This window comes from Mucilaginibacter sp. (assembly GCF_039921305.1).
Taxonomy (GTDB): Bacteria; Bacteroidota; Bacteroidia; order Sphingobacteriales; family Sphingobacteriaceae; genus Mucilaginibacter.
In genome coordinates, this window is the sequence record NZ_JBDSCA010000082.1 from 38,729 (window position 1) to 62,379 (window position 23,651).

Sequence of the window (23,651 nt, forward strand, 5' to 3'; positions counted from 1 at the left end):
TAACAACACAAACGCTAATATGAAAAAGCTATTACTAACTACACTGCTGTTTAATGTAATTTTATTTGCCGCTACACAATCAAAGGCACAAACCAGTTATCAATTTGCTGCCGGCTTAAAGTTTGGGGGTTATGAGAACGGGATATCGGGAAAATACTTTGCAGGAAAAGATATCGCGTTAGAAGGCATATTGGGTTTCCGCTCGGGCGGAGTAGTAATAACCGGTTTATACGAGATCAACCAAACTGCTTTTAACGTTGCCGAACTTAAGTTTTATTATGGAGCAGGCGCGCACATTGGTTCGGTTGGAAACTCATATCAACGTTTTGGCAGCAATGGCACTACATACACTAATAATCAATTGCTGTTAGGTGTTGATGGTGTGATTGGATTAGAATACATAATCCCCAAAGCACCTATTGCTGTTAGTCTTGATCTAAACCCTCGTATTGAATTGGCAAGCGGCCCTTTTGTTGATCTGGCTCCGGGTTTAGGTGTTAAGTACACTTTTTAATTCTTCACAATTTACAAGCAAAAAAGCCGCAGCTATATTAAATATACTGCGGCTCTTATTTTACCTGCAATTATTTTGCGATAGACAATCGGCGTAAATAGGTTTTATCGCCAATTGTTAATTGCATAAAATATATACCCGATGGCAAGTTTGTTAAATTAAGGATATCGTTATAAGGCCCGGTAGCTATTGTATTACTGGTTTTATATACACTTTGCCCTGCGCTGTTTACAACTGAAACACTTAAGCTTTCGCTCTTTGTTGCATTAAATGCAAGGTTCACCCGGCCATTTGACGGCACCGGGAAAACAGCCAAAGCTATTTCTGAACCATCGTTGTTATCCTTGGCAGGTAAAACAAAGCTAAAATCGTCCGATCTGGAAATACAGCCTGTACTACCGGTTACATCAATCCGGTATATACCACTGCTTGCCGGAGTGTAGGTAGCGTTTGTAGCTCCGGCTATGCTATTGCCGTTTAAGAACCATTGATTACCCTGACTTATATTTGATACCAGGTTAACACCATTTAATGTAACAATAGGCTTACTTAACGGAACAGCAACCCTTGCTACCGACTGGCAACCAAAAGCCTGTACGTGCATGTTATAAAAGTAATAGTAAAAACTTTTATAAAAATTGGGGTCAACCGGTGTGGTGCCTGATGTGGCATTATTTTTTGTTATACTAAATATATTCCCAATACTAAATGGATAGCCGGTTACCCCTCCGTTACTGCGATAAATTGTAGCGTTATCCGGATAAGCTATACTTAAAATATAGTTACCGGCAACAGGCAACACCAAATTTAAATTGTATATAGCACCTTGGTCAGTCGCGTCGTCCAGAGTTGCGCCCGGAGCCGGGTTAGACTTTGTGGCTACAGCATCAATGGTTGTGCTTGATACAACAGCGCCACCCTCTGTGGCTACATTAAATGTTATTTTACCGCTATTACCTATATAAAGCCTCGCGCTTTTGATAACCAAGGGCACAGCCGTGGTTACGTATACAGCACCTGTAAATTGGTTATAACCACCAGCCGAGAATACGCCTTTATTTGCCGGACCAACATCGCCACTGAAGTCATTTATACCGGCATAAAAGGTATCGGTTACAGGTTTTTCTATTGTTGTGGCGCTTGGCCCTACAGCAACCACATTAGCGTCGGTCAAACTTTTATACCAAAAAACAGAGCCAGCACCCGTCGCTGTTAAAGTATAGGTTTCGGCATAATTACAATAAGTAGCATTTGAACTAGTAATGACTGGTGAATTATTTACAACCGCTGTTGATGATGCCTGATTATTGGTTGTTATAAAATCGGATGCCAGGTTTGTAGTTGCCAAAACCGTATACGAAGAGCCCGCCACGGCGGTAAATGTACTTGCTAATGTAAAGTCCGTTTCTGCTAATGGGGCAAGTGTGCCAGTGTAGGTATCGTTCAAAGTGGTTATAACACCTGTGCCCGAAGTTAGAGTTACCGTTACCGGGATAGCTGTTTGTGATACTGTACCAAAGTTTTTAAGATGTACCGAAACCGTACTGTTACTACCTGGGCATGTTCCGTTAGTGGCTGGCGTATTGATAGCCGTAACACCTACATCAATACTTGCTTTTACAAATGCTACTTTATAATCCTGAGTTTCACCTTTACCATAGGTGCCACAAGGAGTAACCTGTGTTGGGTCGCTTGTTTCGGTTAAAACAACACGCATTAAGCTAAAATTACCCGGCACAACGGTTGCCGGTACAGAAATTGTAGTAGAATAAGTACCTGTAGCCGTACTAATTACAGGCGTAGTTGCAACCAATTCACCTGCATCGGTAAAAGAGTCATTGCCATTCCAGTCAATATAAACTTTAGCTATTTTATTAAACGATGCCCCACACGTACCCAAAGTTAAACTTATGGGGTAGGTTTTTCCTTGTTCTAACGTGGCAATAAGGTTTGTGTAGTTTGAATAGGTTGTACAACCGGTAGTTTGTGTATTATTGATACCTCCCAGGGTAACATTATTGATCCTCGAATCGGCACTTGAGCCTGGCGCGGATGCGCAATAAGCTGATCCTCCAACTCCGGTCACTATCAATGAGTAATTTTGAGCTCCCCCACTTAAAGTCCCTTTATGGCTTACTTTGATGGTGTATGATACCCCCGGAACAGCATTAGCCAAATATACCTGCTCAACATTATCAACACTATTATCACTTGTTGTGGCATTTGCCGATGGATTAGCCGGATTGAGTACCCAGGGAGTATAAGTTATTGAGGCATCGCTTACGCGGATGTCCAGATCATTAACCAGTTTGGGGGTACGGCTATTGATCGTACCCGAAGCCGTTGGCGTTCCGGCCGGATCTGTCCACACGATGGTAGCTTTTAAGGGGCCATTGCCCGATGCCACAACCGTTATTGTTTGTGTTTGGCCCTGAGTTAAGGTTTTCTCACTTACTATGCTTTTGGTACCATTATCAGTTATAGCCTGCGCTGCTTTTTGCATATCCAATAATCCCCATCCATAAATATAATCGGGGCCAGGGTTGCCGGCATCAAATGCGGTATGGCAGGCCAGCCCCTTTAATGTAGCCGAAAGCATAAAATTGCCCGAGTTTTTTTGCGAATAGTACTCCTGCAATAAAAACAACGATCCGCTTACATTAGGCGTAGCCATTGATGTACCCGATTCTACGATATAGTTATCATTTGATGCCGGTCCGGTAGATAGTACATTTACACCATCACCACAAATATCCGGTTTAACACGGCCATCATCTGTTGGCCCCCAACTGCTAAAGCTGGCAACTTGCACATCACTTACATTTACCGGTCCATTAGGCAATGGGTTAACCGCCCCTACTGTTAGTATATTTTTAGCGTTTGCAGTAAGCGCTAAAACATCATAGCTATTATTACTGCTAATAGTGGCAGGGCGCGGGCCTTTATTTACAATGGTAAAATCAGTACGGGTATTATAGCCAAAGTAGGTAACTCCAACAGGTGGGCCGATGGAGCCGCGGTTATTACCTGCCGCCACAACAATTAAATATTTAGGAGCATTAAAAGCTATCTGATCAAAAGCTTGCGCATTGCTATCATAAAAGCCAAATCTATAGTCTTCAGTATCACCTGCTAAACCAAGCCATTCCCACCTGGCCTGGGCATCGTTATAATTCCACCCAACTACATAGCCATATGAGTGGTTTGATACCAATAAATTAGGCGCCGCTGTAGCCATTTCGCCAGCATCGTTATTAAAATCGTACGATAATAATGTTGTAGCACCATATGACATTCCCTTGGCCGGAGCATACACACCCTTTGCTACCATAGTACCGGCAACGTGTGTGCTGTGATCGCTAACTGTGGAACTACCATCGCCCGCTGTAATGGTTTTACCTGCAAATTCCTGGTGGGTTGTTAAAATACGTCCGCCATCCCAAATGCCTAACTTACCGGCCATCTGGGTGCTCGATCCACTTAAATTAAGCCCGAGTGTGCCGCCACCCTGAACGGTATTGGTACGGGTTGTTCCTGCTGCAATTACGTTGTTAAATTCCATTAAATAAACAGGGGCACCTCTTTCGTCTACTCCGGCAAGGCTAATTATGGCTCCGTTATTAGTAACTTTAAAGGTCATCCAGCCTTTTTTTGCGGCCAAATCATAAGCTTTTTTACGGTTTGCGGTGCTAACCGCTGTTAAACTGGTAGAAAGGTTACCAAGTTGTTTAATTTGAACCGCATTTGTCAATACATTTTGTGACATTACGTCACTTGTACAAAAAACAAATCCAATCAATAAAAATAAACGCGTGTAAAGTTTAATCATATAAAAAATGTATTACCCAAATAACTAAGAGAATAACTATTAGATTGCAACGTTAATTTGAAGGGTATGAATAAAATATTATTACTATATAGTTTAATTACCTTGTCTGTAGTCATTTATCATCCACCCGTAATTAAACAAGGGATAATGGGTAAAATTTATTTACGCAAGGGTAATTACATGCCATCGCCAGGGCAAATAACTCCACAAGGCAAACCTGTTAAGCGGACTATTTATATATACGAGGTAACTAACCGGGAGCAAGTTACAGAAAATGGCACGCATTATTCAAACATTAAAACCAAATTGATTGCAAAAACTAAAAGCGACGATACGGGATGTTACTCAATCGCACTACTAACAGGATATTATTCTGTTTTTGTTGATGATAACGATCAGATTTATGCCAATAGTTTTGATGGCAAGGGCAATATTAATACCATTGAGGTTAAAAAAGGTAAGGTCAGCGTGCTTGATATTATTATCAACGCCAGTAACGCGGTTTATTAAGATAAATATTTACCAACAATAGGCATTCTGCGGCCCATTCCAAACGCTTTTGGCGATACCCGCAAAATTGGCGGTGTTTGATAGCGCTTATGCTCGGCAGTATTTACCAGTTTAATTACACGCTTTACAACTTCCTCGTTATATCCCATGTCAATGATCTCGCTTGATGATTTGCGGTGCTCCACATACTCCATCAAAATAGTATCAAGTATATCATAATCCGGTAACGAGTCCGAGTCTTTTTGCCCTGGCCTCAACTCGGCCGATGGCGGTTTTACAATGGAGTTTACCGGAATGATCTCCTGATCACGATTGATGTAATTAGCTAACTGGTAAACCTGAGTTTTATAAACATCGCCCAAAACAGAAATACCACCACACATATCGCCATATAAAGTTCCGTAACCAACTGCAGCTTCGCTTTTGTTTGATGTATTGAGTAAGATGTATCCAAACTTATTACACATGGCCATTAATAATACCGCACGACTGCGCGATTGGATGTTCTCTTCAGCAATATTAAAGGGCAGGTTATTAAACTGCGGCTGCAACGCCGTTTCAAAAGCATCGGTTATAGTTTTGATGGCTACGGTCTCACTTTTACAACCTAAGTTTTTTACCAAAACTTCCGCATCGGTAATAGAATGATCAGACGAATATTTAGATGGCAGCAATACCGCCATCACATTTTCTGCACCCAATGCTTCGGCGGCTAAAGCGCATACCACGGCAGAGTCAATACCACCAGACAATCCTAAAATAGCCTGCTTAAAGCCCGACTTGTAAAAATAATCGCGTATGCCCAAAAGTAACCCTTGGTATATTTGTTCAATATCAGTAGTATGTTGCGGCTTAAAGGTTTCGCTATGCTCAAAGCTGATCACAGCTTTTTCACCAACCTTATCTAATTTATAGTACGATACATGTTCTTTAAAATAAGGCAATTCATCCAGCATATTACCTTCGGCATCAAACACCAATGAGCCTCCATCAAATATCAGCTCCGTTTGCGCGCCCACCTGGTTTACATAAAATAAAGGCAGTTTATAATGGATAGAATTATCGCTCAAAATATCAATGCGCTCGGTATCGTGATTATAAGCAAACGGCGAAGCCGCAATATTGATCATCACATCCGGGTTTTGCTCTATCAGGCTATCCATTGGGCGCGTAATATATAGCGGGTTTTCGATAGTGTTCCACAGATCCTCGCAAATGGTTAAGGCGATGCGGAAGCCTTTAAAATCGATACAGTTAAAATCCGTTTCTGGTTCAAAGTAGCGGTACTCGTCAAAAACATCATAATTAGGCAATAGAGCCTTATTTACAACCGCTTTTACTTTACCATTCTCAATAAAATAAGCCGAGTTAAAAAGCTCCTTACCCTGATCTTTCAAATTAGGTGTTGGCAAACCGATGATACAAGCGATATCAGTACAATGCGCCGCAATTTGCTGGGCAGCTTCTTCACACAGATCGATAAACTCTTTAAACTCGAAAAAGTCACGGGCGGGATATCCGCAAACGCATAGCTCCGAAAACACGATCAGATCCACGCCTTGATTACGTGCCACATCAATAGTGCTGATTATCTTTTTTGTATTCGATTCGAAGTTGCCAACGTGGTAATTTAGCTGGGCCAAAGCTATATTTATCATCTTGTATAAGGTAGTAACGGAATAGCCTTCCGTTTATGTAATTTTTAAACTTAATTTGCGATTGTATGAATGCATTGCTGCGCAACAAACCTATAAAACAAATTTACCTTTTTTTTTCTATAGCCCTGCTATTTGCAGCCTGCCAACAGAATAAAAAAGTTGATGTAAGTAATATTCCGGTCAATATTAAGATCTCACGCTTTGATCACGACTTTGATTTAATGCGTACTAACCCCATGTCTGCGCAAGCCGAGGTACTAAAAAAGCAATACGGCGTTTTTTATCGCGATTTTATCGAACGCGTTTTAAAAATAGGCAGTACTAACGATACCGTATACTTTGCCACCCTGCGTAAAATGTTTGCAAGCAAAGATTATATGGCCGTTAAACAGGAGGTCGACTCCATTTACCCCAACCTGGATAAGCAAAACGCAGAACTAACCGATGCCTTCAGACGCATAAAATACTATTTCCCTAAACAACAAACACCACAGATATTTGCTTACTTATCGGGATTTCAGGCCCAAACCTCTATTGGGGATAGCTACTTCGCTATCGGGTTAGACCAGTTTTTAGGCGCCGGTTCTAAATTCTACCCGGGCCTGACCGAGAATTACCCACACTACATATCGCGCCGGTTTACACCCCAAAATATTTCATCACGGGTAATTGAAGGCGTATTGCGCGAAGATATGTTCCCCGAAAAGGAAGAAAATAAAATGCTGCTGGCAAAAATGATCTACAACGGAAAGATCATGTATTGTATGGATCAAACCCTGCCCGATGTTCCCGACTCTATCAAAATAGGCTACACACCCCAACAGCTAAAATGGTGCGAAGATTTCAAACCCCAGATTTGGGCCTATATATTAGATGAAAACTTGCTATACGAAAGCGACTTCCAAAAAACACAGAAGTATTTAAACGAAGCGCCTTTTACACCCGGCTTAGGCGAGCATAACCAATCGGCACCTAAAATTGCGGTGTGGACAGGCTGGCAAATTGTAAGGCAATACATGGATAAGCACCCTAAAATAACTTTGGCACAATTAATGGCCAATGATGACGTACAAACCATACTAAATGAATCCAAATACCGACCCAAATAAACCGCACAAAATTGGCCTCGCGCTTTCGGGGGGTGGCATTCGTGGCGTATCGCACTTAGGCGTTATACAGGCTTTAACCGATCATGGTATCCAGTTTTCGCATATATCCGGCACAAGCGCGGGCGCTATTGCCGCGGCATTTTTTGCTGCCGGCTTTGCACCTAAAGAGATTCTGAATATTATTAAAGAGGCCAAACTGTTTAAGCTTTTGCGCCCTTCTATCGGTAGTACCGGCCTGTTATCGATACTAAATGTACAACACCTCATCAGGCAATACATTCCGCATAACTCATTCAAAGAATTAAAAACCCGCATTACCATATCATCTGTTGATTTGGGCGAAGGCAGGCTGGTTTACTTTACCGAAGGCGAGCTTGATTTGGCTCTCTTAGCCTCATGCTGTTTACCGGGCGTATTTAAGCCCATCATTATTAACGATCATATGTATGTTGATGGAGGTATATTAAACAACTTCCCAGTTGAACCATTAATAGGCAATTGTGATTTCATCATCGGTTCAACCTGTAATCATTTACCGGTGGTTACCGAAATAAGCTCTTTTGGCAGGATGATAGACCGCGCGGCCATGATTGCCATCAACGCCAGCCTCAACACCCATAAAATATCCTGCGATGTGGTAATAGAGCCTCACGGCCTTGGCGGCTACGGCATATTTGATACCGACGCCGCCGAAGAAATTTACATGATAGGCTACGAAGAAGGTTTAAAAGCCATCCGTAGTAACGAAAAGCTACAGGCTATTGTGCAAGCCAATAAAAAAGGAAGTAAAAACAAGGCTTAATCAAAAGCTACCCCAACAAAAAAGCGCATCAGTTATATAACTAATGCGCTTTTTATATAATAGATATGCTCCTTATTTCATTATTTTGAACGTAGTTACCAAAGCAAGGTAAATACCAACAACAAACACTACGTTTGATATCGACGTTAACATAAACGATTCTGGTCCCCAAAAACGGATGTAAACACCAAACAGGCCAATAATAATGGCTATGGTTAACATTACATAATGGCGGGTATCGTTTGCGTTTGCTCTTGAACTCATGGTTATACGTTTTTTATTGCCCCAAAAATAGGAATGTTTACTGAAAATATATAGGGCATTCCAAAGTTTTTTTACAAGTGATTATCTATGGCAGTTCTCTTGTAACCACACGTCTGTTCTTAAAATATCTGTAACCAAACCATCCGCAAATGCAAGCTAGCATAATTGGCCACAAATTCATCAGCATAACAATAAGCTCACTTAACACCAACCAGCCGTTTTCAAAGGCCATACCTATCCTTTTTATTAGTGGCAATTGATATGCCGATGGATCATCATTGGCAACCATATCCTTTGATATTGTATTGCTTTGGTAAATACTTAACGCAATTGTGCTGTATTTAACATCTGCATCAGTATGTAAATTATTGATCTTCCGGTCAACAATATCGTCTTTCATCGATAGTAAATCGGTCGAATCTTTAAGCTTTACCCTGCCTTCTTTTTGATCCTTTACTACGCCGCTCCTGTTTTCAGTTTTCATTTTGGTAGCCAGGTAATCAAGTGTCCGGTCTTGCACATCCATATTGCGCGCATCAATATAAATGGCCATTTTACTTACCTGATTCATAAACTGCTCCGTTTGTACACTTGGTATTCTTACAAGCATGTCGGCTGTAGTATTATATAAGGTAACATGCCCTATCGAATCGTTATTTAATGGTATATCTTCACTTTTTTGCACTGTAGAGTGTACCGCATGATGCATAACCATTCCTTTGCAACTCGCGGTTAATGCTGCAATATCTTCGGTTGAACGTTCAACATCCTTTACTTTAAAATGCATATCTGCTGTTTTTACCAACTTAAGGCTATCTTGTGTACTCTCTGCTTTTGATGAAATTGAAGCCGTATCGGCCGTAGATAGCTTATGTTCCGATTTATTACCGCTACATCCCATCCATAAAATTGAGCATAGCAATGCCATACAAGTTAATTGTTCTTTTTTCATGATAATTAAGATTTAAATGATTTACTATTAATGCATTAATCCTGATTAGGTGACCGTTAAAAACCTTCCGTAACTTAATTATTACCAAACGGTCCCTTTGTATTTTGTTGATTACAATTCTGCAACCGGTTTAAAATTGCCCTATCTTCACCTATCAATTATAACATCATGAAAACACTTAAGGCCGGCATATTAGCGGTTTCTTTATTCCTATCGGGGTATCTCGCGCAAGCGCAAACCACCTATAAATACAAAGTAGATGCCGAAGCCTTTGGCGATAACTCACGCCACTGGTATGGCATAGCCGATAAAGGCAACGTGATCAACCCACTACCTAACAGGCCCCGTTACAAACCGGCCGATATTATCCAGGTATCTGATAACATCCTGCTCTTCCAAAAAAACAACGGAGGATGGCCAAAAAACTACGATGTATTTGCCATACTCTCCGATGAGCAAAAAAACAGCCTTACAGCTTCTAAAAACGCAACAAACACCACCTACGATAACGACAACACCTATAACCAGATCATCTGCCTATCCAATGTATACACCGAAACGCATATCGATAAATACAAAGATGCCGCTTTGAAAGGTCTCGATTACATCCTCACATCGCAATACCAAAACGGCGGCTTCCCGCAATATTACCCGCTCGAATCAAACTATAGCCGTTACATTACCTTTAACGATGGTGTTTTCGAGGGCATTATCAGGTTACTATACGATATCAAAAACAACAAACCCGAGTATGCATTTATCGATGGCGATCGTCGCCAAAAATTGGCAGCCGCTTACCAAAAAGGCCTCGATTGCATCATCAAAACCCAGATAGTGGACAACGGCAAACCAACCGCCTGGTGCCAGCAACATAACGAGGTTACCCTCCAACCCGCCTGGGCCCGTAAGTTTGAACCACCAAGTATTTGCAACGGCGAAAGCAGCGGTATTGTACTCTTTTTAATGGGATTAGATCATCCTTCAAAGCCCATAATCGATGCCATTCAAAATGCTACAGCATGGTTTCAAGCTTCAAAGATCTATAACACCCGTATCCAAACCATACAGGCAACGCCAGAGCAAACGCCATTCCGCCTTTCAACTACCGACCGTGTGGCTGTTACCGACTCAACCGCGCCCCCCATCTGGACACGTTATTACGAGCTCAAAACGCACCGCCCCCTATTCTGCAATCGCGATAGTAAGTATGTATACTCCTTAGCCGAAGTTGCCCGCGAACGCCGCGATGGCTACGGCTGGTACACCTACAGCCCCCAAAAAGTGCTGGATAAATACCACGCCTGGCAACAAAAATGGGCACCCGGTAACGATGTATTGAAGAAGTAGCTGCTGTTATTTTGAATAACCAGCATTTGTTGTAAAGAACGGCCAAGTGCGATTCCCTCCCAACGGGAGGGTGCAGGGAGGGGTTTCTGCACCAACTATCTTCCATCGGCAGGCTATCTCTTAAAACCAGTCTCTTCATTTACTATATTTATACCTTTGCAGCCATATGCTAATCCGCAAAGCCACCTTAGCCGATATTCCAAACATAATGCAGCTCATCCGCAAGGTAGTCCCTCTAATGAATGCCGCAGGCAACTTTCAATGGGATAACACCTACCCAAACCCCGAAGTCTTTAATAACGACATCGCACTCTGCCAGCTTTGGGTAGCCGATATTGAAGGCAACCTTACCGGGATAGCCGCTATCACCACCGATCAGGATGCCGAGTATGCCAATGTTGGTTGGGGCATTACTCAAACCGCCATCGTAACCCATCGCCTCGCTGTCGACCCCGATTACCGTGGCCTCGGCATAGCCGCCGCCCTGCTCAACCAGGCCGAGCACGAAGCCATCAGCAGGCACATTCCTATTCTGCGTACCGACACTAACAGCAACAATCAGGCAACCCAAAAACTCTTCCCAAAACTCGGCTACATATATGCCGGCGAGACCACTTTAGCCTTCCGCCCCGGCCTTAGCTTTTATTGCTACGAAAAACAATTACCCCAATAATAAAACATGGGGAAATATGGGTGTTTCAAAAAGCGCGATGGGTGTCATCCTGAGCGTTAGTCGAAGGACGGAGCGCAAGGCCCTAACCCAACATGCAATAACCGCAATGACCATCAAAAACCAAGAGGGGGATAAAGTAGGTTTTTTCATAAACCACATCTTCCATCTTACCTAATCCATCTTCCATAAAGAGGGGGGATAAAGTAGGTTTTTTCAACCACATCTTATCTAAAATAGCAATGAACTCTCATTCCCCTTCAGGGGGTTAGGGGGCCTACAAAAATACGCTATTCCTTCCAAAAAACCAGTGCACGTATTTGCGCACTACTTAAAATCTTGATTCCTGAGTCTTGCATCCTGAGTCTTTTAACCTATCTTTAAATTTACAAAACATAATAACCATGTTCAAAAAATCTATCCTCATAGCCTTCGTGGCAAGCGCTATCATAACCACAACTACACAAGCGCAAACTACAACTACTACCACCACAACAAGCACATCAACATCAAACTTTGTTGCCGATGGTAAGCTGTGGAGCAGCATGTACCAGCAAAAAGCCGCCGAGTATAAAGCTTTATGTTTCCAGGCATATAATATGGCTCACTTACGTGCCGATATGGCCCTGCTTAAGAACAAAAGCAAGTCTAAAATTAAAAGTAAACCCTTAGCTATAGTTACCGATATTGACGAAACCGTGTTAGATAACAGCCCAAACTCAGTACACCAGGCTTTACAAGGTAAAGATTACGAACCGGCCGCGTGGGCCGAGTGGACAGCCATGGCTAAAGCCGATACAGTTCCCGGAGCGCCATCTTTTCTGAAATACGCGGCATCAAAAGGCATCGCCATCTATTATATCACCAACCGCGCCGAAAGCGAACGTGCGGCAACCATTAAAAACCTTCAATTATATGGTTTCCCTAATGCCGATAACGCACATTTGATATTACACCAGGATGGTACCCCATCAAGCAAAGAAACCCGCCGCCTTGAAGTTGCCAAAACGCACAACATCATTATGCTGATGGGTGATAACCTGGCAGACTTTTCGGCCATGTTCGACAAAAAAACTACCGATGAGCGTAACCAAACCACCCGCGAGCATTCCGCACTTTTTGGTAAAACCTTCATCGTAATACCAAACGCCAATTATGGCGATTGGGAATCATCATTATACCAATACAAAAGGCTAAACACCGCTCAAAAAGAAGAAGCATTTAAGACTAATCTGATCAATCAATAAGATTCAAAGGGGCGTCAATATACTATCCTTTTATATAGTTACTTGGTTGCTGTACTTAAGCATAATCAGCACTTACATAATTTACACACTTATACCATTGTTAAAACTTTGGTTTGTCGCCGTTGTTATATCATCACAAGCTATCGTGTAAACAACCCGGAAACCAATGAACAAGGCAGAAAAGATAATACTCTCCGGTATAATGGGCACCAACTGTATGACGATGTTTAGCTACATTGTTTCAGCACTGTCCAAAAAAAACTTTAGTGAGCCTGAGCATCTTTCAACACTCATAAACAGGGCACCCGGTAGCTCAAAAAAAACAAATCGCATAGCGGGCTGGAGCGCGCATTATGCTGTACGTGTGTTATTTGCTGCTGTGTATGTTGAGCTCTGGCAGACCGGCCAAATCAAACATACGCTAAAAAATGGCATCATCATGGGCGCGTTAAGTGGTATTCTGGCTGTGATGGTATGGAAAGCAACCTTTAAAATGCACCCGCTACCACCCTGGATAGATTTTACAAATTATTACATTCAGCTCGTTCCGGCACATATTGTGTTCGCTGTTTTTTCAACAATTACCTATTCGCTGATCAAGACACAAGAGGAGGCTTATGAAGAGCCCAAAAACTAAATACTATTCCGGTACAAGCGGCCTCGTTCTTCCCATACCCAACAAAGCCGGCTATCCGCCCGGGTTTCAGGATAAAACGCGCCTCACTTACTACGGCTCACTATTCAACAGTATCGAGGTCAACAGCTCTTTCTATAAAATCCCTCAAGCAAAAACAGTAGCTAAATGGGCCAGCGAAGTTCCGGACGGGTTCAAATTCACGTACAAACTTTGGCAGGGTATCACCCATCAAAAAGGCTTAGTATTCAACCCCGATGATGTAACACGTTTTATGCAGGTAATCAACGCTGCGGGCGATAAAAAGGGAAGCCTGCTGGTACAGTTCCCGCCATCAATTAAATCAGATAGCGCCCGTCAGTTAGAAAACCTTTTAAGTACGATCAGAACTGAAGACGAACATCAGCAATGGGATGTCGCCGTAGAGTTCCGCCACAAATCGTGGTATTCGGATAAAACCTATCAACTGTTAGATCAATACCAAATGGGAATGGTTATCCAGGATCTGCCCGCATCAGCATCACCCCTTGAAATATTGGACCGCGATTTTATCTACCTCCGCTTCCACGGCCCCAATGGCGGCTATCGCGGAAGCTACACCGATGATTTCCTATCCGAATACGCCACCTACATCACCGAGTGGCTGGCCGATGGCAAAACCGTTTACGCCTATTTCAATAATACCATGGGCGATGCGGTGCATAACCTGGTAACGTTGAATGACTATGTAAAAGATCAATTATAAGCGTTCAGCATGTAATAGCGTACAGCTCCAAATATGCAACCGGCTATGGCAAAACCAATAATTAATAAATATGCCTGCTTTTTTTGCTCGTTAAAACTATACACAACCTCATTACCAAGCTCAACCTGGTTGACCGAATGCACAAATCCCGAACACAGTATTTTGTAAAGCACACTGGGATAATAAATGGTTACTTCGTCATCAACATGCAACAGTCGAGACAGCTTACTTCGAGCAGCAGTATCTTCCACATCGTAATTTTTTCCGTTAACTATAATGGCTAAAACGTAATTGGGCCGATGTCCCGAACTTTGTTTGCTGTACGATCTAATCCTGGTTTGCAGCTCACTAATTTTGCCAGTTACCTTATCCAACTGGTCTACTTTAACAAATTGCCCTATTATTTGTCCCGCGCTTAACAAAAAGAAGAAACCAATAACAAATGGCAAAATGTATTTCGCGTTACGATATTTTTGATCTGGAGTGGTATAGGTGTACACGGTTTAGTTTTTTTGTGATCTATCAAATATAATGGTTGGATAAATACCACACATTAAAACCAGATTAAACAAAAAAAGGCCCCGCGTTGCGAAGCCTTCATAAACGGTTTATAATTGGAGAAAGTCTTAGTTAGATAATGCCGCTGCTCCGCTTACAATTTCGGTAAGCTCGGTAGTAATGGCTGCCTGGCGTGCCTGGTTGTAGCTCAACTTCAGGTTACGCAGCAGTTCGCCTGCATTATCGGTCGCTTTATCCATCGCTGTCATACGCGCCCCATGCTCTGATGCATGTGAGTCTAAAACAGCTTTATATAATTGTATCTTAATATTTTTAGGGATCAGTTGCTCAACAATCTCTTCCTTTGATGGCTCCAGAATGTAATCAACAGTCGAAGTAGCGTTAGCTTTCTTTTCAGCTTTAGGTACCGGTAGCAATTGCTCGGTTTTCAAAACCTGCATAGCAGCGTTTTTAAACTGGTTGTATACCAATTCAACACGGTCGTAATCACCTTTCACAAAACCTTCCATTATTGATTCCGTAACTACGCTTACGTTCTCAAAATTCAAGGCGTTAAATATCTCATTATTGTTACCAATAACATTGTACTTCCGTCGTTGATAAAACTCCTGTGCTTTTTTACCAATACCTACTATAGAAACATTGCCTGCCTTTAACTGCGCGCTGTACTTTTCGGCTATTAAAATATTAGCTGTTTTAATAGCGTTAGTATTAAACGCGCCGGCCAAACCACGGTTTGATGCAACAACAACAACCAGTACACGTACAGGTTCACGTTCTTGCAAATATGGCGAAGAGCCATCCTCAATACTTGCCGATAGGTTGGCCAGTATATCGTTCAGCTTATTGGCATAAGGGCGCAGCTGTATAATAGCATCGGTAGCACGCTTCAGCTTGGCCGCCGAAACCATTTTCATGGCCTTGGTGATCTGCTGGGTCGATTTTACGGAGGCTATCCTGTTTCTTACTTCTTTTAAGTTTGCCATTCTTTTTTTGGTATCAAGTAGTTAGTATCAAGTATCAAGTAATGAAAACGGAACGTCTTGATACTTGATACTCAATACTTGCTACTTAAAATTAATATTTTCCAGTCAAATCCTTAGCTACGCTTTCAAGCACACCTGTTATGCTATCATCCAGTTTACCGGCTTTCAAACCAGCTAATACTTCAGGGTGACGCAATTCCAATTGGCTTAAAAACTCAGCTTCAAACTCTCTAACTTTATTGATAGGTACGTTACGCATCAGGTTCTTAGTACCGATGTAAACGATAGCTACTTGTTTTTCAACCGATAGCGGAGAGAACTGTGCTTGTTTCAAAATCTCAACGTTACGTGCACCTTTATCCAGTACAGTTTTAGTTGAAGCATCCAGATCCGAACCGAATTTAGAGAAAGCCTCTAACTCACGATATTGAGCCTGATCTAATTTCAAAGTACCCGCAACCTTCTTCATCGACTTGATCTGAGCGTTACCCCCCACACGAGATACCGAGATACCTACGTTAATAGCCGGACGAACACCCGCGTTAAACAAGTTAGACTCTAAGAAGATCTGACCATCGGTGATCGAGATCACGTTGGTTGGGATATAGGCTGATACGTCACCGGCTTGTGTTTCGATGATAGGCAAAGCTGTTAAGCTACCACCACCTTTAACAATACCTCTTATAGATTCAGGTAGATCATTCATGTCTTGCGCGATGCTATCAACCGATACGATCTTAGCGGCACGCTCCAACAATCTGCTGTGCAGATAAAACACGTCACCAGGATAAGCCTCACGGCCCGGTGGGCGTTTCAACAACAACGATACCTCGCGGTAAGCCACAGCTTGTTTTGATAGATCATCATAAACGATCAAAGCAGGGCGTCCGGTATCACGGAAGAACTCACCAATAGCAGCACCTGCAAATGGAGCAAAGAACTGCATTGGAGCAGGATCTGCCGCAGAAGCCGCTACAATGATAGTGTATGGCAATGCACCATTCTCTTCCAAAGTACGCAGGATGTTTGCAACGGTAGAGTTTTTCTGACCGATAGCAACATATATACAATAAACTGGCTTGCCAGCTTCGTAAAATTCTTTTTGGTTGATGATGGTATCAATACAAACAGCGGTTTTACCAGTCTGCCTGTCACCAATAACCAACTCACGCTGGCCACGGCCGATAGGGATCATCGCGTCAATAGCTTTAATACCTGTTTGCAAAGGCTCAGTAACCGGCTGACGGTAAATTACACCTGGCGCTTTACGCTCCAAAGGCATTTCGTAAGTGGTACCTGTGATAGGGCCTTTACCATCAATTGGCTGGCCTAATGTGTTAACCACACGGCCCAACATGCCTTCACCTACTTTAATAGATGCAATTTTGCTGGTACGTTTAACGGTATCACCTTCCTTAACACCGTCACTGGCGCCAAGCAATACAACACCCACATTGTCCTCTTCCAAATTCAGTACTATACCTTGCAAACTGCCGTCAAAATCAACAAGCTCGCCTGATTGTACTTTGGTTAATCCGTAAACACGGGCGATACCATCCCCAACCTGGAGTACAGTACCTACTTCTTCTAATTCAGATGCTGACTTAAAGCCCGACAATTGCTGACGCAATATTGCTGAAACTTCGTCTGGTCTTACCTCTACCATTTTTTTTATTTTAGAGTTTTTGTTTTACTATATATTAAACTGCCTTTTGAGCAAATTCCAATTTCAATTTCTTCAAACTGCTGGCAATACTGGTGTCAATTTGCCTGTCGCCAACGGTTAATACAAAACCGCCAATTAATGCCGGGTCAACCTTGGTTTGCAGTATAATATTACCACCAACTTCGGCCGCAACCAAATCAGCAATTTGTTTTTGGTTAGCTGCCGATAAAGGCGTAGCCGATGTTACCAAAGCCTTGATGATATTCTTTTTGGTATTGTACTGGTTGATAAATTCCTGAGCGGTGTAATACAAAACCTCGCCGCGGCTTTTAGTTACCATTATTTTAAAGAAACCTATGGTAGCTTTGCTAACCTTAGCGCCAAAAATGGCATCAAGTATCTTTACTTTTTTATCGTGAGATATTATAGGGTTGCGCAAAACAGCATACAATTCATGGTTCTGCTTTACAACATCTATAAAAAGCTCCATATCCTTCTTAACCTCTTCCAGAATATTTTCATCCTGTGCAAGATCAATCAATGATTTGGCGTACCTGGCTCCTACTGTTAATTCCGACATATTCTTATAGTGATTTGTGAATTGGTGAGTAGTGAGTTGTAAGCGTAAACTCACTACTCACCGCTAACTATTCACTATCTTAATTTAACTTCACTTGTTTTAACAGGTCAGCAACTAACTCATCCTGTTTGCCTGCTTTTTCAAATTCTGTGCGTAAAACCTTTTCAGCGATCTCGATAGATAATTCTGCAACAAGGTTTTTCACATCAGCCATCGCGATAGCTTTTTGGCTGTCAATTTCAATGCGGGCTTTCTCAAGCATTTTAGCACCTTCTTTTTGTGCCGCATCCTTAGCTTCGCCAATGATTTGATCTTTCACTTGTTTAGCTTCTTTCAATATCAAATCGCGTTCAGCACGGGCGTGTTTCAATAACTGGTCGTTCTCGTTAGTTAAACGGGCCATTTCTTCCTTAGCAGCTTCTGCTTTTTGCAAAGCATCTTCAATAAATTGCTCACGCTCGGTAATAGAACCCATGATAGGTCCCCAGGCAAACTTTTTAAGGATGAATAATAAGATCAGGAAAGAGATCGTCGTCCAGAAAACTAAACCTAATTCGGGTGTAACTAATTCCATTTTACTATTGTATTAATACAGATATTTTTTCAGTCTTTTTAAAAAAAACTTACCCGGGGCCAATCGCACCGGGAAGTTCTTTTCTTTTTTTGTTGCTTTAAATATTAAAGCAATGCAACTACCACAGCAAACAAAGCAACACCTTCAACAAGTGCAGCAGCGATGATCATGTTAGTTTGAATTTTAGAAGCAGCCTCTGGCTGACGGGCAATACCTTCAACAGCTTTACCACCGATTTGTCCGATACCGATACCAGCACCAATTACGGCTAAACCTGCGCCAATGGCAGCAATACTTCCGTGAACTACATCTTGAGTCATTGTTTGTTAATTTAACGTGTATATAATAGATAATTAATTAAAAATTAGTGATGGTGTTCTTCAACAGCCATCCCGATAAACAAAGCCGAAAGCATGGTAAAAATAAATGCTTGCAGAAATGCCACCAAAACCTCAATCACATCCATAAACACTACGAACAGAACCGATACCGGTGATATCCAAAGTGTGTTAAAGATAAAGATCAGTGATATTAAGCTCAACACAATAATGTGGCCCGCTGTAATATTCGCGAACAAACGTATCATCAACGCGAACGGGCGTGATATGATACCGATGATCTCAACCGGAACCATGATAATATACAACCAATAAGGAATATCAGGTGCTAAAATGTGTTTCCAGTAATATTTATTCCCGCTAAAGTTAACGGTTAATAAAGTAATAGTAGCTAAAGTTATTGTTACCGCTATATTACCGGTTAAGTTATAACCACCAGTAAAAAACGGCACTAAACCCAAAACGTTATTGATCAATATAAAAAAGAAGAACGTTAACAGCAAAGGCATGTAACGGGCGTATTTAGCGCCGATATTAGGGATAGCGATATCATCACGAACAAATAGGATGATAGGCTCTAAAAACGATTGCAAACCTTTAGGCGCTTTACCAACACGTTTTTTGTAGCTTGATGATACGCCGATGAAAACAATAAACAATACAAGGATAGAGATCCACATGGAAGCAACGTTACGGGTGATCGAAAAATCCCATACCTTTTTAGATGCGGCATCGTCAACCTCGCCTGCGGCATTCAATACCTTTATCTTATTATGCACTACTGTGTATTTGTAGCACTTGCCCTGGTAAGGCGTAACAGCCTCATGAGCTTCTAAGTTTGCCGACGAGAACACCTCTATACCTTTATCAGTATATAATATAATAGGTAGCGGCGCTATATAAGTACCAACCACATAAGTAAGGTGTAAAGAATGCGAATCTGAAATGTGTTCCAGAATTGTTTCTTTCGGACTAAATTTCTCAGCCTTTTCAACCTTTGCAGTGTCAGTTTCCTGTGCAAAAGTAATTGCTGGTGATAGTAACGACATTAAAAAAACGCCGAAAATTAACTGTAGTGTAAATATTTTTGATTTCAAAATCGAGTTCTTATTCATCCAAATGAAGTTTTCTACTTTAAATTTTGGTTGCGCAAGCTACGTAACAAACCGTAAACTTCAAAGGCCGTATTTAAGAAATATACATAAAAAAAATTGCCCGTAAAAAGCAGCCTGTGAACCTCGTTTTTGTGAATAAAAATGAGCGCGAAAAACAGGCATGCCAGTATCTTCAGCGTAGTGCCCGCCAAAAAGGCCTGGGCATATAATTCCTTATTTATTTTTTGAACAACCAATATGGTTATTACAACCATAAACGTAAGAGCCGATATAAAAAAGAAAATAAGCCAAAAATGAGGGGTGATCAATGAGGTATTGCCACTATATAAAAGCGCCGCTGGAGGTATCGCTATCAGCGCTAAAAAAATTAAATAGGATATGATCGATTTCCGGATACTCATTCTTTTACCGACCGGAAAACAACATACATCGCAATAAAAACACCTGTTAGCGCCAGTATAGCCGTAACCCACTTGGTTTGGTGCCCGGCGTACTGGTCTATCTTATATCCCGCGAAGGAAAAAATTCCGATTATAGCCACCATTTGAATCCCAATTCCACTATATTTAGCGTAATTACTAATGGGTTTATTCTTGTTGTCATTAGGGCTTGCTGATTGCATGCGTCAAAACTACCAATTATCATTAAATAAATAACAGTACAATTGGTTTGAACCAAAAGATTATCAAATATCTTTGTACAAACATTTACTACCGCTAACCAAATTGATATTGAGGCTATCATTATATAAAAAATTAAACAATCCTTATTTCTGGATACCGGTTTTACTACTGGCTGGCTGTAACCTTGAAAAACAGAGCCGCTTTAACCGCAGTATGCAGAATTTAACGGCGCATTATAACATTCTGTTTAATGCTAACGATATTCTGGCCCAAAAGCAGGAGGGCACCGCCGTATCATACATTGATGCTTACGACAGGTTTTTGAGCGTTTATCCGGATACCACAACCAAAACCGCCACTGCCGATAAAATGCTCGAAGCCGCCATAGCCAAGGCCTACACAATTATCAATACTAAAGAGCAAAGCCATTACATTGGTGATGCTTACCTGGTTTTGGGCAAGGCCAATTACATGGAAAACAACTTTTTTAACTCCATCGAGTTTTTAAACCAGGTGATATTAGGTTTCCCCAAACAAAAAAACCTGGTTCAGGAAGCCCGTGTGTGGAAGGCCCGCGGTTTAATGCGCATCGATCAGATGGATTTGGCCGATACCGTTTTGCGTACCGCGATGGATAGCATCTTTAAAAAGCAAAAGAATATTGCCGATGTATACGCCACCCGTCTGCAATACGATATTTACACCGGGCATTTTACCGAAGCCGAAGAAATGGCCAAACAAGCCATCCACTACAGTGGCGATATTAACCATAAACTCCGCTGGACGTTTATTTTAGGCCAACTACAAGAATACAACCACAAGCCAGCCGACGCCGTGATAAGCTATACGCGGGTGCAAAACAGCAACGCGCCCTTTGGGATGTCGTTCAATGCTAGCTTGAATTTGATACGCATACAAGAACATCCTGTCGGCCAAAGTAAATTTAGAAGTGCTATAGGTATCAACCCGGCTTCTAACACAATGCAAAGCAACTTAGTACTGGTGCCAGGCAAAAAAATCACCCGCATTGAAGCCCTGCGCCAATTGCTAAAAGAAGATAAGAACGCCGATTTTATTGACCAGATCTATTACCAGATGGGCCAACTGTACCTGTCTCAAGGCGATATTGATCTGGCTATCAAAAACTTTAAGTTATCAGCTCGTAAAAGCACCATCAATCAAAATCAAAAAGGCTTGTCGTATTTACGCATTGCCGATATTAATTTTAAGGATAAGGCAGATTACCCCAATGCTAAAAAATATTACGACAGCACGCTAATCAGCCTGTCGCCCAATTATCCCGGTTACCAGGCCATCTACAAAAAGGCAAATAACCTGCAATTACTAACCGACAGACTGCAAACCATAGCCCGCGAAGATACCCTGCAAATGCTGGCCCGCTTAAGCGAACCCGAGCGTGCCGCCAAAATTACAACAATGGTTACAGCTATCATCGCGCAGCAAAAAACTATTAGCGGCAAAAGCGCGAGCAACGCTTTAAATGCAGGCAGCCAATATTCATTACCAAATTCGTTAGGTACTAATAATACAGGTGGCAGCACTTTCTATTTTTACAACAGCAGCGCCGTGAGCCAGGGTTTTACAGATTTTAAACGGGTTTGGGGCAACCGCCAACTGGCCGATAACTGGCGCCGGAGCGTAAAATCAGGCAGCGAAAGCAACAATGTTCAGGTGGCTGCAACTCTCCAGGGTTTAAACCCAACATCCTATGGTACACAATCACAAAAATCGACAACCGATGTGGTTTCTACCAAAATACAGCAAGATCTGTTGCAGAATATCCCAACAACCCCGGGCTTACTGATCCAATCTAACGCGCGTATTTTAAATGCTTATGTAGATATCGCTAACTTTTACCGTGATGTATTAAATGATAAACAAGAAGCCATCAATACTTACGATAAGGTGCTGGTATTGTATCCAAACAACAACAATGTAGCTTCGGTATATTATAATTTATATAGGCTTTACAGCGATATAGACCAAACCAAATCCAATTATTATAAAAACCTGATCCTGAAAAAGTATCCGGAAACAAACTTTGCCAAAGTAATTCTCGACCCCGATTTTAATCAGAAACTGAACGACCGCAATGCCGAATACACCGCATTCTACAACCAGCTATTTGATCAGGTAACCTCGCAAAAATACCCTGAATCTGCAACCCGGGCCGACGAGCTTATCCAACAATATCCTAACAACAGCCTTACCGCGCAGGTGTATTATTTACGCGCCATAGCCCTGGGGCATACCCAATCGCTCGAACCATTCAAAGCCGAACTGCAAGAAATAGTAGATAAGTTTCCGGATGACAGGCTGGTAACCCCATTGGTTAAGCAACACCTCGACTACATTGTTGCCAACAAAGCCGAACTGGAACAACGCAACCCGGTATTGGTAGACAGCGACCCTAACGAGATACCGTTTTTGCTGAGGCCGGTACATGTTGATCAAACCTATTTCCCTAACCGCAATATCCCAAAACAGCAACCGGCTGTAGTTAAAACAACAACGCCAGCCGCAACCAAATCCACAATAACAGCCCCGGGTGCACCGGCAGAAGAGCCTAAAGAAGCCCCTTCAATGTTTTCATTGCGCGATAGTACCCAGTATTATTTTGTAGTAAATGTGGCTACCAACACCGTAAACCTGGCCCCTTCGCGTTTTGGTATCGGGCAGTTTAACCGTTCAAATCTGCCGCAGGGCACAACCGTAAAACACCAGCTAAAACCCATTTCCGATCATCAATTGATATACGTTGGAAAATTTAGTAGTCTTGGAGCCGTTAAAGATTATGCCCGCGCTATTGTACCTTTGCTGCCTAATATTATTAAAGTACCGGCAGATAAATACACTTTCTTTATCATTACCCAAGAGAATCTGGATAAATTAGCCGATCAAAAAACATTAGATAGTTATTTCAACTTCTATCAAAAACATTATTAACC

At 41.9% G+C, this 23,651-nt stretch carries 23 protein-coding genes; 10 read left to right on the plus strand and 13 right to left on the minus strand.

The window, feature by feature from the left end:
* The first annotated feature begins 19 nt into the window (after positions 1 to 19).
* A complete protein-coding gene (locus ABIN91_RS24350) occupies positions 20 to 514 on the plus strand; it encodes a hypothetical protein (protein ID WP_348054328.1) in 495 nt (164 codons plus the stop codon).
* Positions 515 to 584: 70 nt separating this feature from the next.
* Here ABIN91_RS24350 and ABIN91_RS24355 read toward each other — a convergent pair whose 3' ends face one another.
* Positions 585 to 4,280: a S8 family serine peptidase gene (locus tag ABIN91_RS24355; RefSeq protein WP_348054329.1), complete on the minus strand. Its 3,696-nt coding sequence runs from the start codon at positions 4,278 to 4,280 to the stop codon at positions 585 to 587.
* Positions 4,281 to 4,409: 129 nt separating this feature from the next.
* Between ABIN91_RS24355 and ABIN91_RS24360 the strand changes: the two genes are divergently transcribed.
* A complete protein-coding gene (locus ABIN91_RS24360; protein WP_348054330.1) occupies positions 4,410 to 4,853 on the plus strand; it encodes a hypothetical protein in 444 nt (147 codons plus the stop codon).
* On the opposite strand, the gene ABIN91_RS24365 is transcribed toward ABIN91_RS24360, so the two are convergent.
* Positions 4,850 to 6,508: an NAD+ synthase gene (locus ABIN91_RS24365; protein WP_348054531.1), complete on the minus strand. Its 1,659-nt coding sequence runs from the start codon at positions 6,506 to 6,508 to the stop codon at positions 4,850 to 4,852. The genes ABIN91_RS24360 and ABIN91_RS24365 overlap by 4 nt on opposite strands.
* 68 nt (positions 6,509 to 6,576) lie before the next feature.
* On the opposite strand from ABIN91_RS24365, the gene gldB reads away from it, so the two are divergent.
* Together gldB and ABIN91_RS24375 are read left to right on the plus strand one after the other, a co-directional pair.
* The gene (gldB, locus tag ABIN91_RS24370) at positions 6,577 to 7,620 is read left to right on the plus strand and encodes a gliding motility lipoprotein GldB (protein WP_348054331.1); all 1,044 of its coding nucleotides are present in this window, start codon (positions 6,577 to 6,579) and stop codon (positions 7,618 to 7,620) included.
* A complete protein-coding gene (locus ABIN91_RS24375) occupies positions 7,595 to 8,422 on the plus strand; it encodes a patatin-like phospholipase family protein (RefSeq protein WP_348054332.1) in 828 nt (275 codons plus the stop codon). Before gldB ends, ABIN91_RS24375 begins: the two co-directional genes overlap by 26 nt.
* Positions 8,423 to 8,494: 72 nt before the next feature.
* On the opposite strand, the gene ABIN91_RS24380 is transcribed toward ABIN91_RS24375, so the two are convergent.
* Together ABIN91_RS24380 and ABIN91_RS24385 are read right to left on the minus strand one after the other, a co-directional pair.
* Positions 8,495 to 8,686, minus strand: coding sequence for a hypothetical protein (locus ABIN91_RS24380; RefSeq protein ID WP_348054333.1), 192 nt, complete (start codon positions 8,684 to 8,686; stop codon positions 8,495 to 8,497).
* An 85-nt stretch (positions 8,687 to 8,771) separates the two neighbouring features.
* The gene (locus tag ABIN91_RS24385) at positions 8,772 to 9,638 is read right to left on the minus strand and encodes a DUF4349 domain-containing protein (protein ID WP_348054334.1); all 867 of its coding nucleotides are present in this window, start codon (positions 9,636 to 9,638) and stop codon (positions 8,772 to 8,774) included.
* Positions 9,639 to 9,806: 168 nt separating this feature from the next.
* Between ABIN91_RS24385 and pelA the strand changes: the two genes are divergently transcribed.
* From pelA to ABIN91_RS24410, 5 genes are all read left to right on the plus strand, one after another.
* A complete protein-coding gene (pelA, locus tag ABIN91_RS24390) occupies positions 9,807 to 10,985 on the plus strand; it encodes a pectate lyase (protein ID WP_348054335.1) in 1,179 nt (392 codons plus the stop codon).
* A 166-nt stretch (positions 10,986 to 11,151) separates the two neighbouring features.
* Positions 11,152 to 11,658, plus strand: a complete 507-nt coding sequence (locus ABIN91_RS24395) for a GNAT family N-acetyltransferase (protein ID WP_348054336.1) — start codon at positions 11,152 to 11,154, stop codon at positions 11,656 to 11,658.
* A gap of 401 nt (positions 11,659 to 12,059) precedes the next feature.
* Positions 12,060 to 12,902, plus strand: a complete 843-nt coding sequence (locus ABIN91_RS24400; protein WP_348054337.1) for a 5'-nucleotidase, lipoprotein e(P4) family — start codon at positions 12,060 to 12,062, stop codon at positions 12,900 to 12,902.
* Positions 12,903 to 13,068: 166 nt separating this feature from the next.
* The gene (locus ABIN91_RS24405; protein WP_348054338.1) at positions 13,069 to 13,539 is read left to right on the plus strand and encodes a hypothetical protein; all 471 of its coding nucleotides are present in this window, start codon (positions 13,069 to 13,071) and stop codon (positions 13,537 to 13,539) included.
* On the plus strand, positions 13,520 to 14,281 hold the full coding sequence (locus ABIN91_RS24410) for a DUF72 domain-containing protein (protein ID WP_348054339.1): 762 nt from the start codon (positions 13,520 to 13,522) through the stop codon (positions 14,279 to 14,281). Before ABIN91_RS24405 ends, ABIN91_RS24410 begins: the two co-directional genes overlap by 20 nt.
* Here ABIN91_RS24410 and ABIN91_RS24415 read toward each other — a convergent pair.
* The 9 genes from ABIN91_RS24415 to ABIN91_RS24455 form a co-directional block, all read right to left on the minus strand.
* Positions 14,272 to 14,781 (minus strand): hypothetical protein, encoded by a 510-nt coding sequence (locus ABIN91_RS24415; protein ID WP_348054340.1) that lies wholly within the window; start codon positions 14,779 to 14,781, stop codon positions 14,272 to 14,274. The genes ABIN91_RS24410 and ABIN91_RS24415 overlap by 10 nt on opposite strands.
* A gap of 126 nt (positions 14,782 to 14,907) precedes the next feature.
* Positions 14,908 to 15,786: an ATP synthase F1 subunit gamma gene (gene atpG, locus ABIN91_RS24420; RefSeq protein WP_348054341.1), complete on the minus strand. Its 879-nt coding sequence runs from the start codon at positions 15,784 to 15,786 to the stop codon at positions 14,908 to 14,910.
* A 91-nt stretch (positions 15,787 to 15,877) separates the two neighbouring features.
* Positions 15,878 to 17,452: a F0F1 ATP synthase subunit alpha gene (gene atpA / locus ABIN91_RS24425; RefSeq protein ID WP_348054342.1), complete on the minus strand. Its 1,575-nt coding sequence runs from the start codon at positions 17,450 to 17,452 to the stop codon at positions 15,878 to 15,880.
* A 34-nt stretch (positions 17,453 to 17,486) separates the two neighbouring features.
* Positions 17,487 to 18,032: an ATP synthase F1 subunit delta gene (gene atpH / locus ABIN91_RS24430; RefSeq protein ID WP_348054343.1), complete on the minus strand. Its 546-nt coding sequence runs from the start codon at positions 18,030 to 18,032 to the stop codon at positions 17,487 to 17,489.
* Positions 18,033 to 18,111: 79 nt separating this feature from the next.
* A complete protein-coding gene (locus ABIN91_RS24435) occupies positions 18,112 to 18,606 on the minus strand; it encodes a F0F1 ATP synthase subunit B (protein ID WP_348054344.1) in 495 nt (164 codons plus the stop codon).
* Between the two features lie 104 nt (positions 18,607 to 18,710).
* The gene (gene atpE, locus ABIN91_RS24440) at positions 18,711 to 18,926 is read right to left on the minus strand and encodes an ATP synthase F0 subunit C (RefSeq protein ID WP_230546206.1); all 216 of its coding nucleotides are present in this window, start codon (positions 18,924 to 18,926) and stop codon (positions 18,711 to 18,713) included.
* A 44-nt stretch (positions 18,927 to 18,970) separates the two neighbouring features.
* Positions 18,971 to 20,059, minus strand: a complete 1,089-nt coding sequence (gene atpB, locus ABIN91_RS24445) for a F0F1 ATP synthase subunit A (RefSeq protein WP_348054345.1) — start codon at positions 20,057 to 20,059, stop codon at positions 18,971 to 18,973.
* Between the two features lie 14 nt (positions 20,060 to 20,073).
* Positions 20,074 to 20,460 (minus strand): hypothetical protein, encoded by a 387-nt coding sequence (locus ABIN91_RS24450; protein WP_348054346.1) that lies wholly within the window; start codon positions 20,458 to 20,460, stop codon positions 20,074 to 20,076.
* Positions 20,457 to 20,681 (minus strand): AtpZ/AtpI family protein, encoded by a 225-nt coding sequence (locus ABIN91_RS24455; RefSeq protein ID WP_348054348.1) that lies wholly within the window; start codon positions 20,679 to 20,681, stop codon positions 20,457 to 20,459. The genes ABIN91_RS24450 and ABIN91_RS24455 overlap by 4 nt, the downstream gene beginning before the upstream one ends.
* 109 nt (positions 20,682 to 20,790) lie before the next feature.
* Between ABIN91_RS24455 and ABIN91_RS24460 the strand changes: the two genes are divergently transcribed.
* The gene (locus ABIN91_RS24460; protein WP_348054349.1) at positions 20,791 to 23,649 is read left to right on the plus strand and encodes a tetratricopeptide repeat protein; all 2,859 of its coding nucleotides are present in this window, start codon (positions 20,791 to 20,793) and stop codon (positions 23,647 to 23,649) included.
* Positions 23,650 to 23,651 lie beyond the last annotated feature (2 nt).

Coding starts and splice junctions, on each gene's coding strand:
- ABIN91_RS24450 (WP_348054346.1), bottom strand. CDS start 20,460: ATGAGTATCCGGAAATCGATCATATCCTATTTAATTTTTTTAGCGCTG.
- ABIN91_RS24350 (WP_348054328.1), top strand. CDS start 20: ATGAAAAAGCTATTACTAACTACACTGCTGTTTAATGTAATTTTATTT.
- ABIN91_RS24405 (WP_348054338.1), top strand. CDS start 13,069: ATGAACAAGGCAGAAAAGATAATACTCTCCGGTATAATGGGCACCAAC.
- atpB (WP_348054345.1), bottom strand. CDS start 20,059: ATGAATAAGAACTCGATTTTGAAATCAAAAATATTTACACTACAGTTA.
- ABIN91_RS24380 (WP_348054333.1), bottom strand. CDS start 8,686: ATGAGTTCAAGAGCAAACGCAAACGATACCCGCCATTATGTAATGTTA.
- ABIN91_RS24385 (WP_348054334.1), bottom strand. CDS start 9,638: ATGAAAAAAGAACAATTAACTTGTATGGCATTGCTATGCTCAATTTTA.
- ABIN91_RS24400 (WP_348054337.1), top strand. CDS start 12,060: ATGTTCAAAAAATCTATCCTCATAGCCTTCGTGGCAAGCGCTATCATA.
- ABIN91_RS24435 (WP_348054344.1), bottom strand. CDS start 18,606: ATGGAATTAGTTACACCCGAATTAGGTTTAGTTTTCTGGACGACGATC.
- atpA (WP_348054342.1), bottom strand. CDS start 17,452: ATGGTAGAGGTAAGACCAGACGAAGTTTCAGCAATATTGCGTCAGCAA.
- ABIN91_RS24395 (WP_348054336.1), top strand. CDS start 11,152: ATGCTAATCCGCAAAGCCACCTTAGCCGATATTCCAAACATAATGCAG.
- ABIN91_RS24455 (WP_348054348.1), bottom strand. CDS start 20,681: ATGCAATCAGCAAGCCCTAATGACAACAAGAATAAACCCATTAGTAAT.
- gldB (WP_348054331.1), top strand. CDS start 6,577: ATGAATGCATTGCTGCGCAACAAACCTATAAAACAAATTTACCTTTTT.
- atpH (WP_348054343.1), bottom strand. CDS start 18,032: ATGTCGGAATTAACAGTAGGAGCCAGGTACGCCAAATCATTGATTGAT.
- atpG (WP_348054341.1), bottom strand. CDS start 15,786: ATGGCAAACTTAAAAGAAGTAAGAAACAGGATAGCCTCCGTAAAATCG.
- ABIN91_RS24410 (WP_348054339.1), top strand. CDS start 13,520: ATGAAGAGCCCAAAAACTAAATACTATTCCGGTACAAGCGGCCTCGTT.
- ABIN91_RS24360 (WP_348054330.1), top strand. CDS start 4,410: ATGAATAAAATATTATTACTATATAGTTTAATTACCTTGTCTGTAGTC.
- pelA (WP_348054335.1), top strand. CDS start 9,807: ATGAAAACACTTAAGGCCGGCATATTAGCGGTTTCTTTATTCCTATCG.
- atpE (WP_230546206.1), bottom strand. CDS start 18,926: ATGACTCAAGATGTAGTTCACGGAAGTATTGCTGCCATTGGCGCAGGT.
- ABIN91_RS24355 (WP_348054329.1), bottom strand. CDS start 4,280: ATGTCACAAAATGTATTGACAAATGCGGTTCAAATTAAACAACTTGGT.
- ABIN91_RS24375 (WP_348054332.1), top strand. CDS start 7,595: ATGAATCCAAATACCGACCCAAATAAACCGCACAAAATTGGCCTCGCG.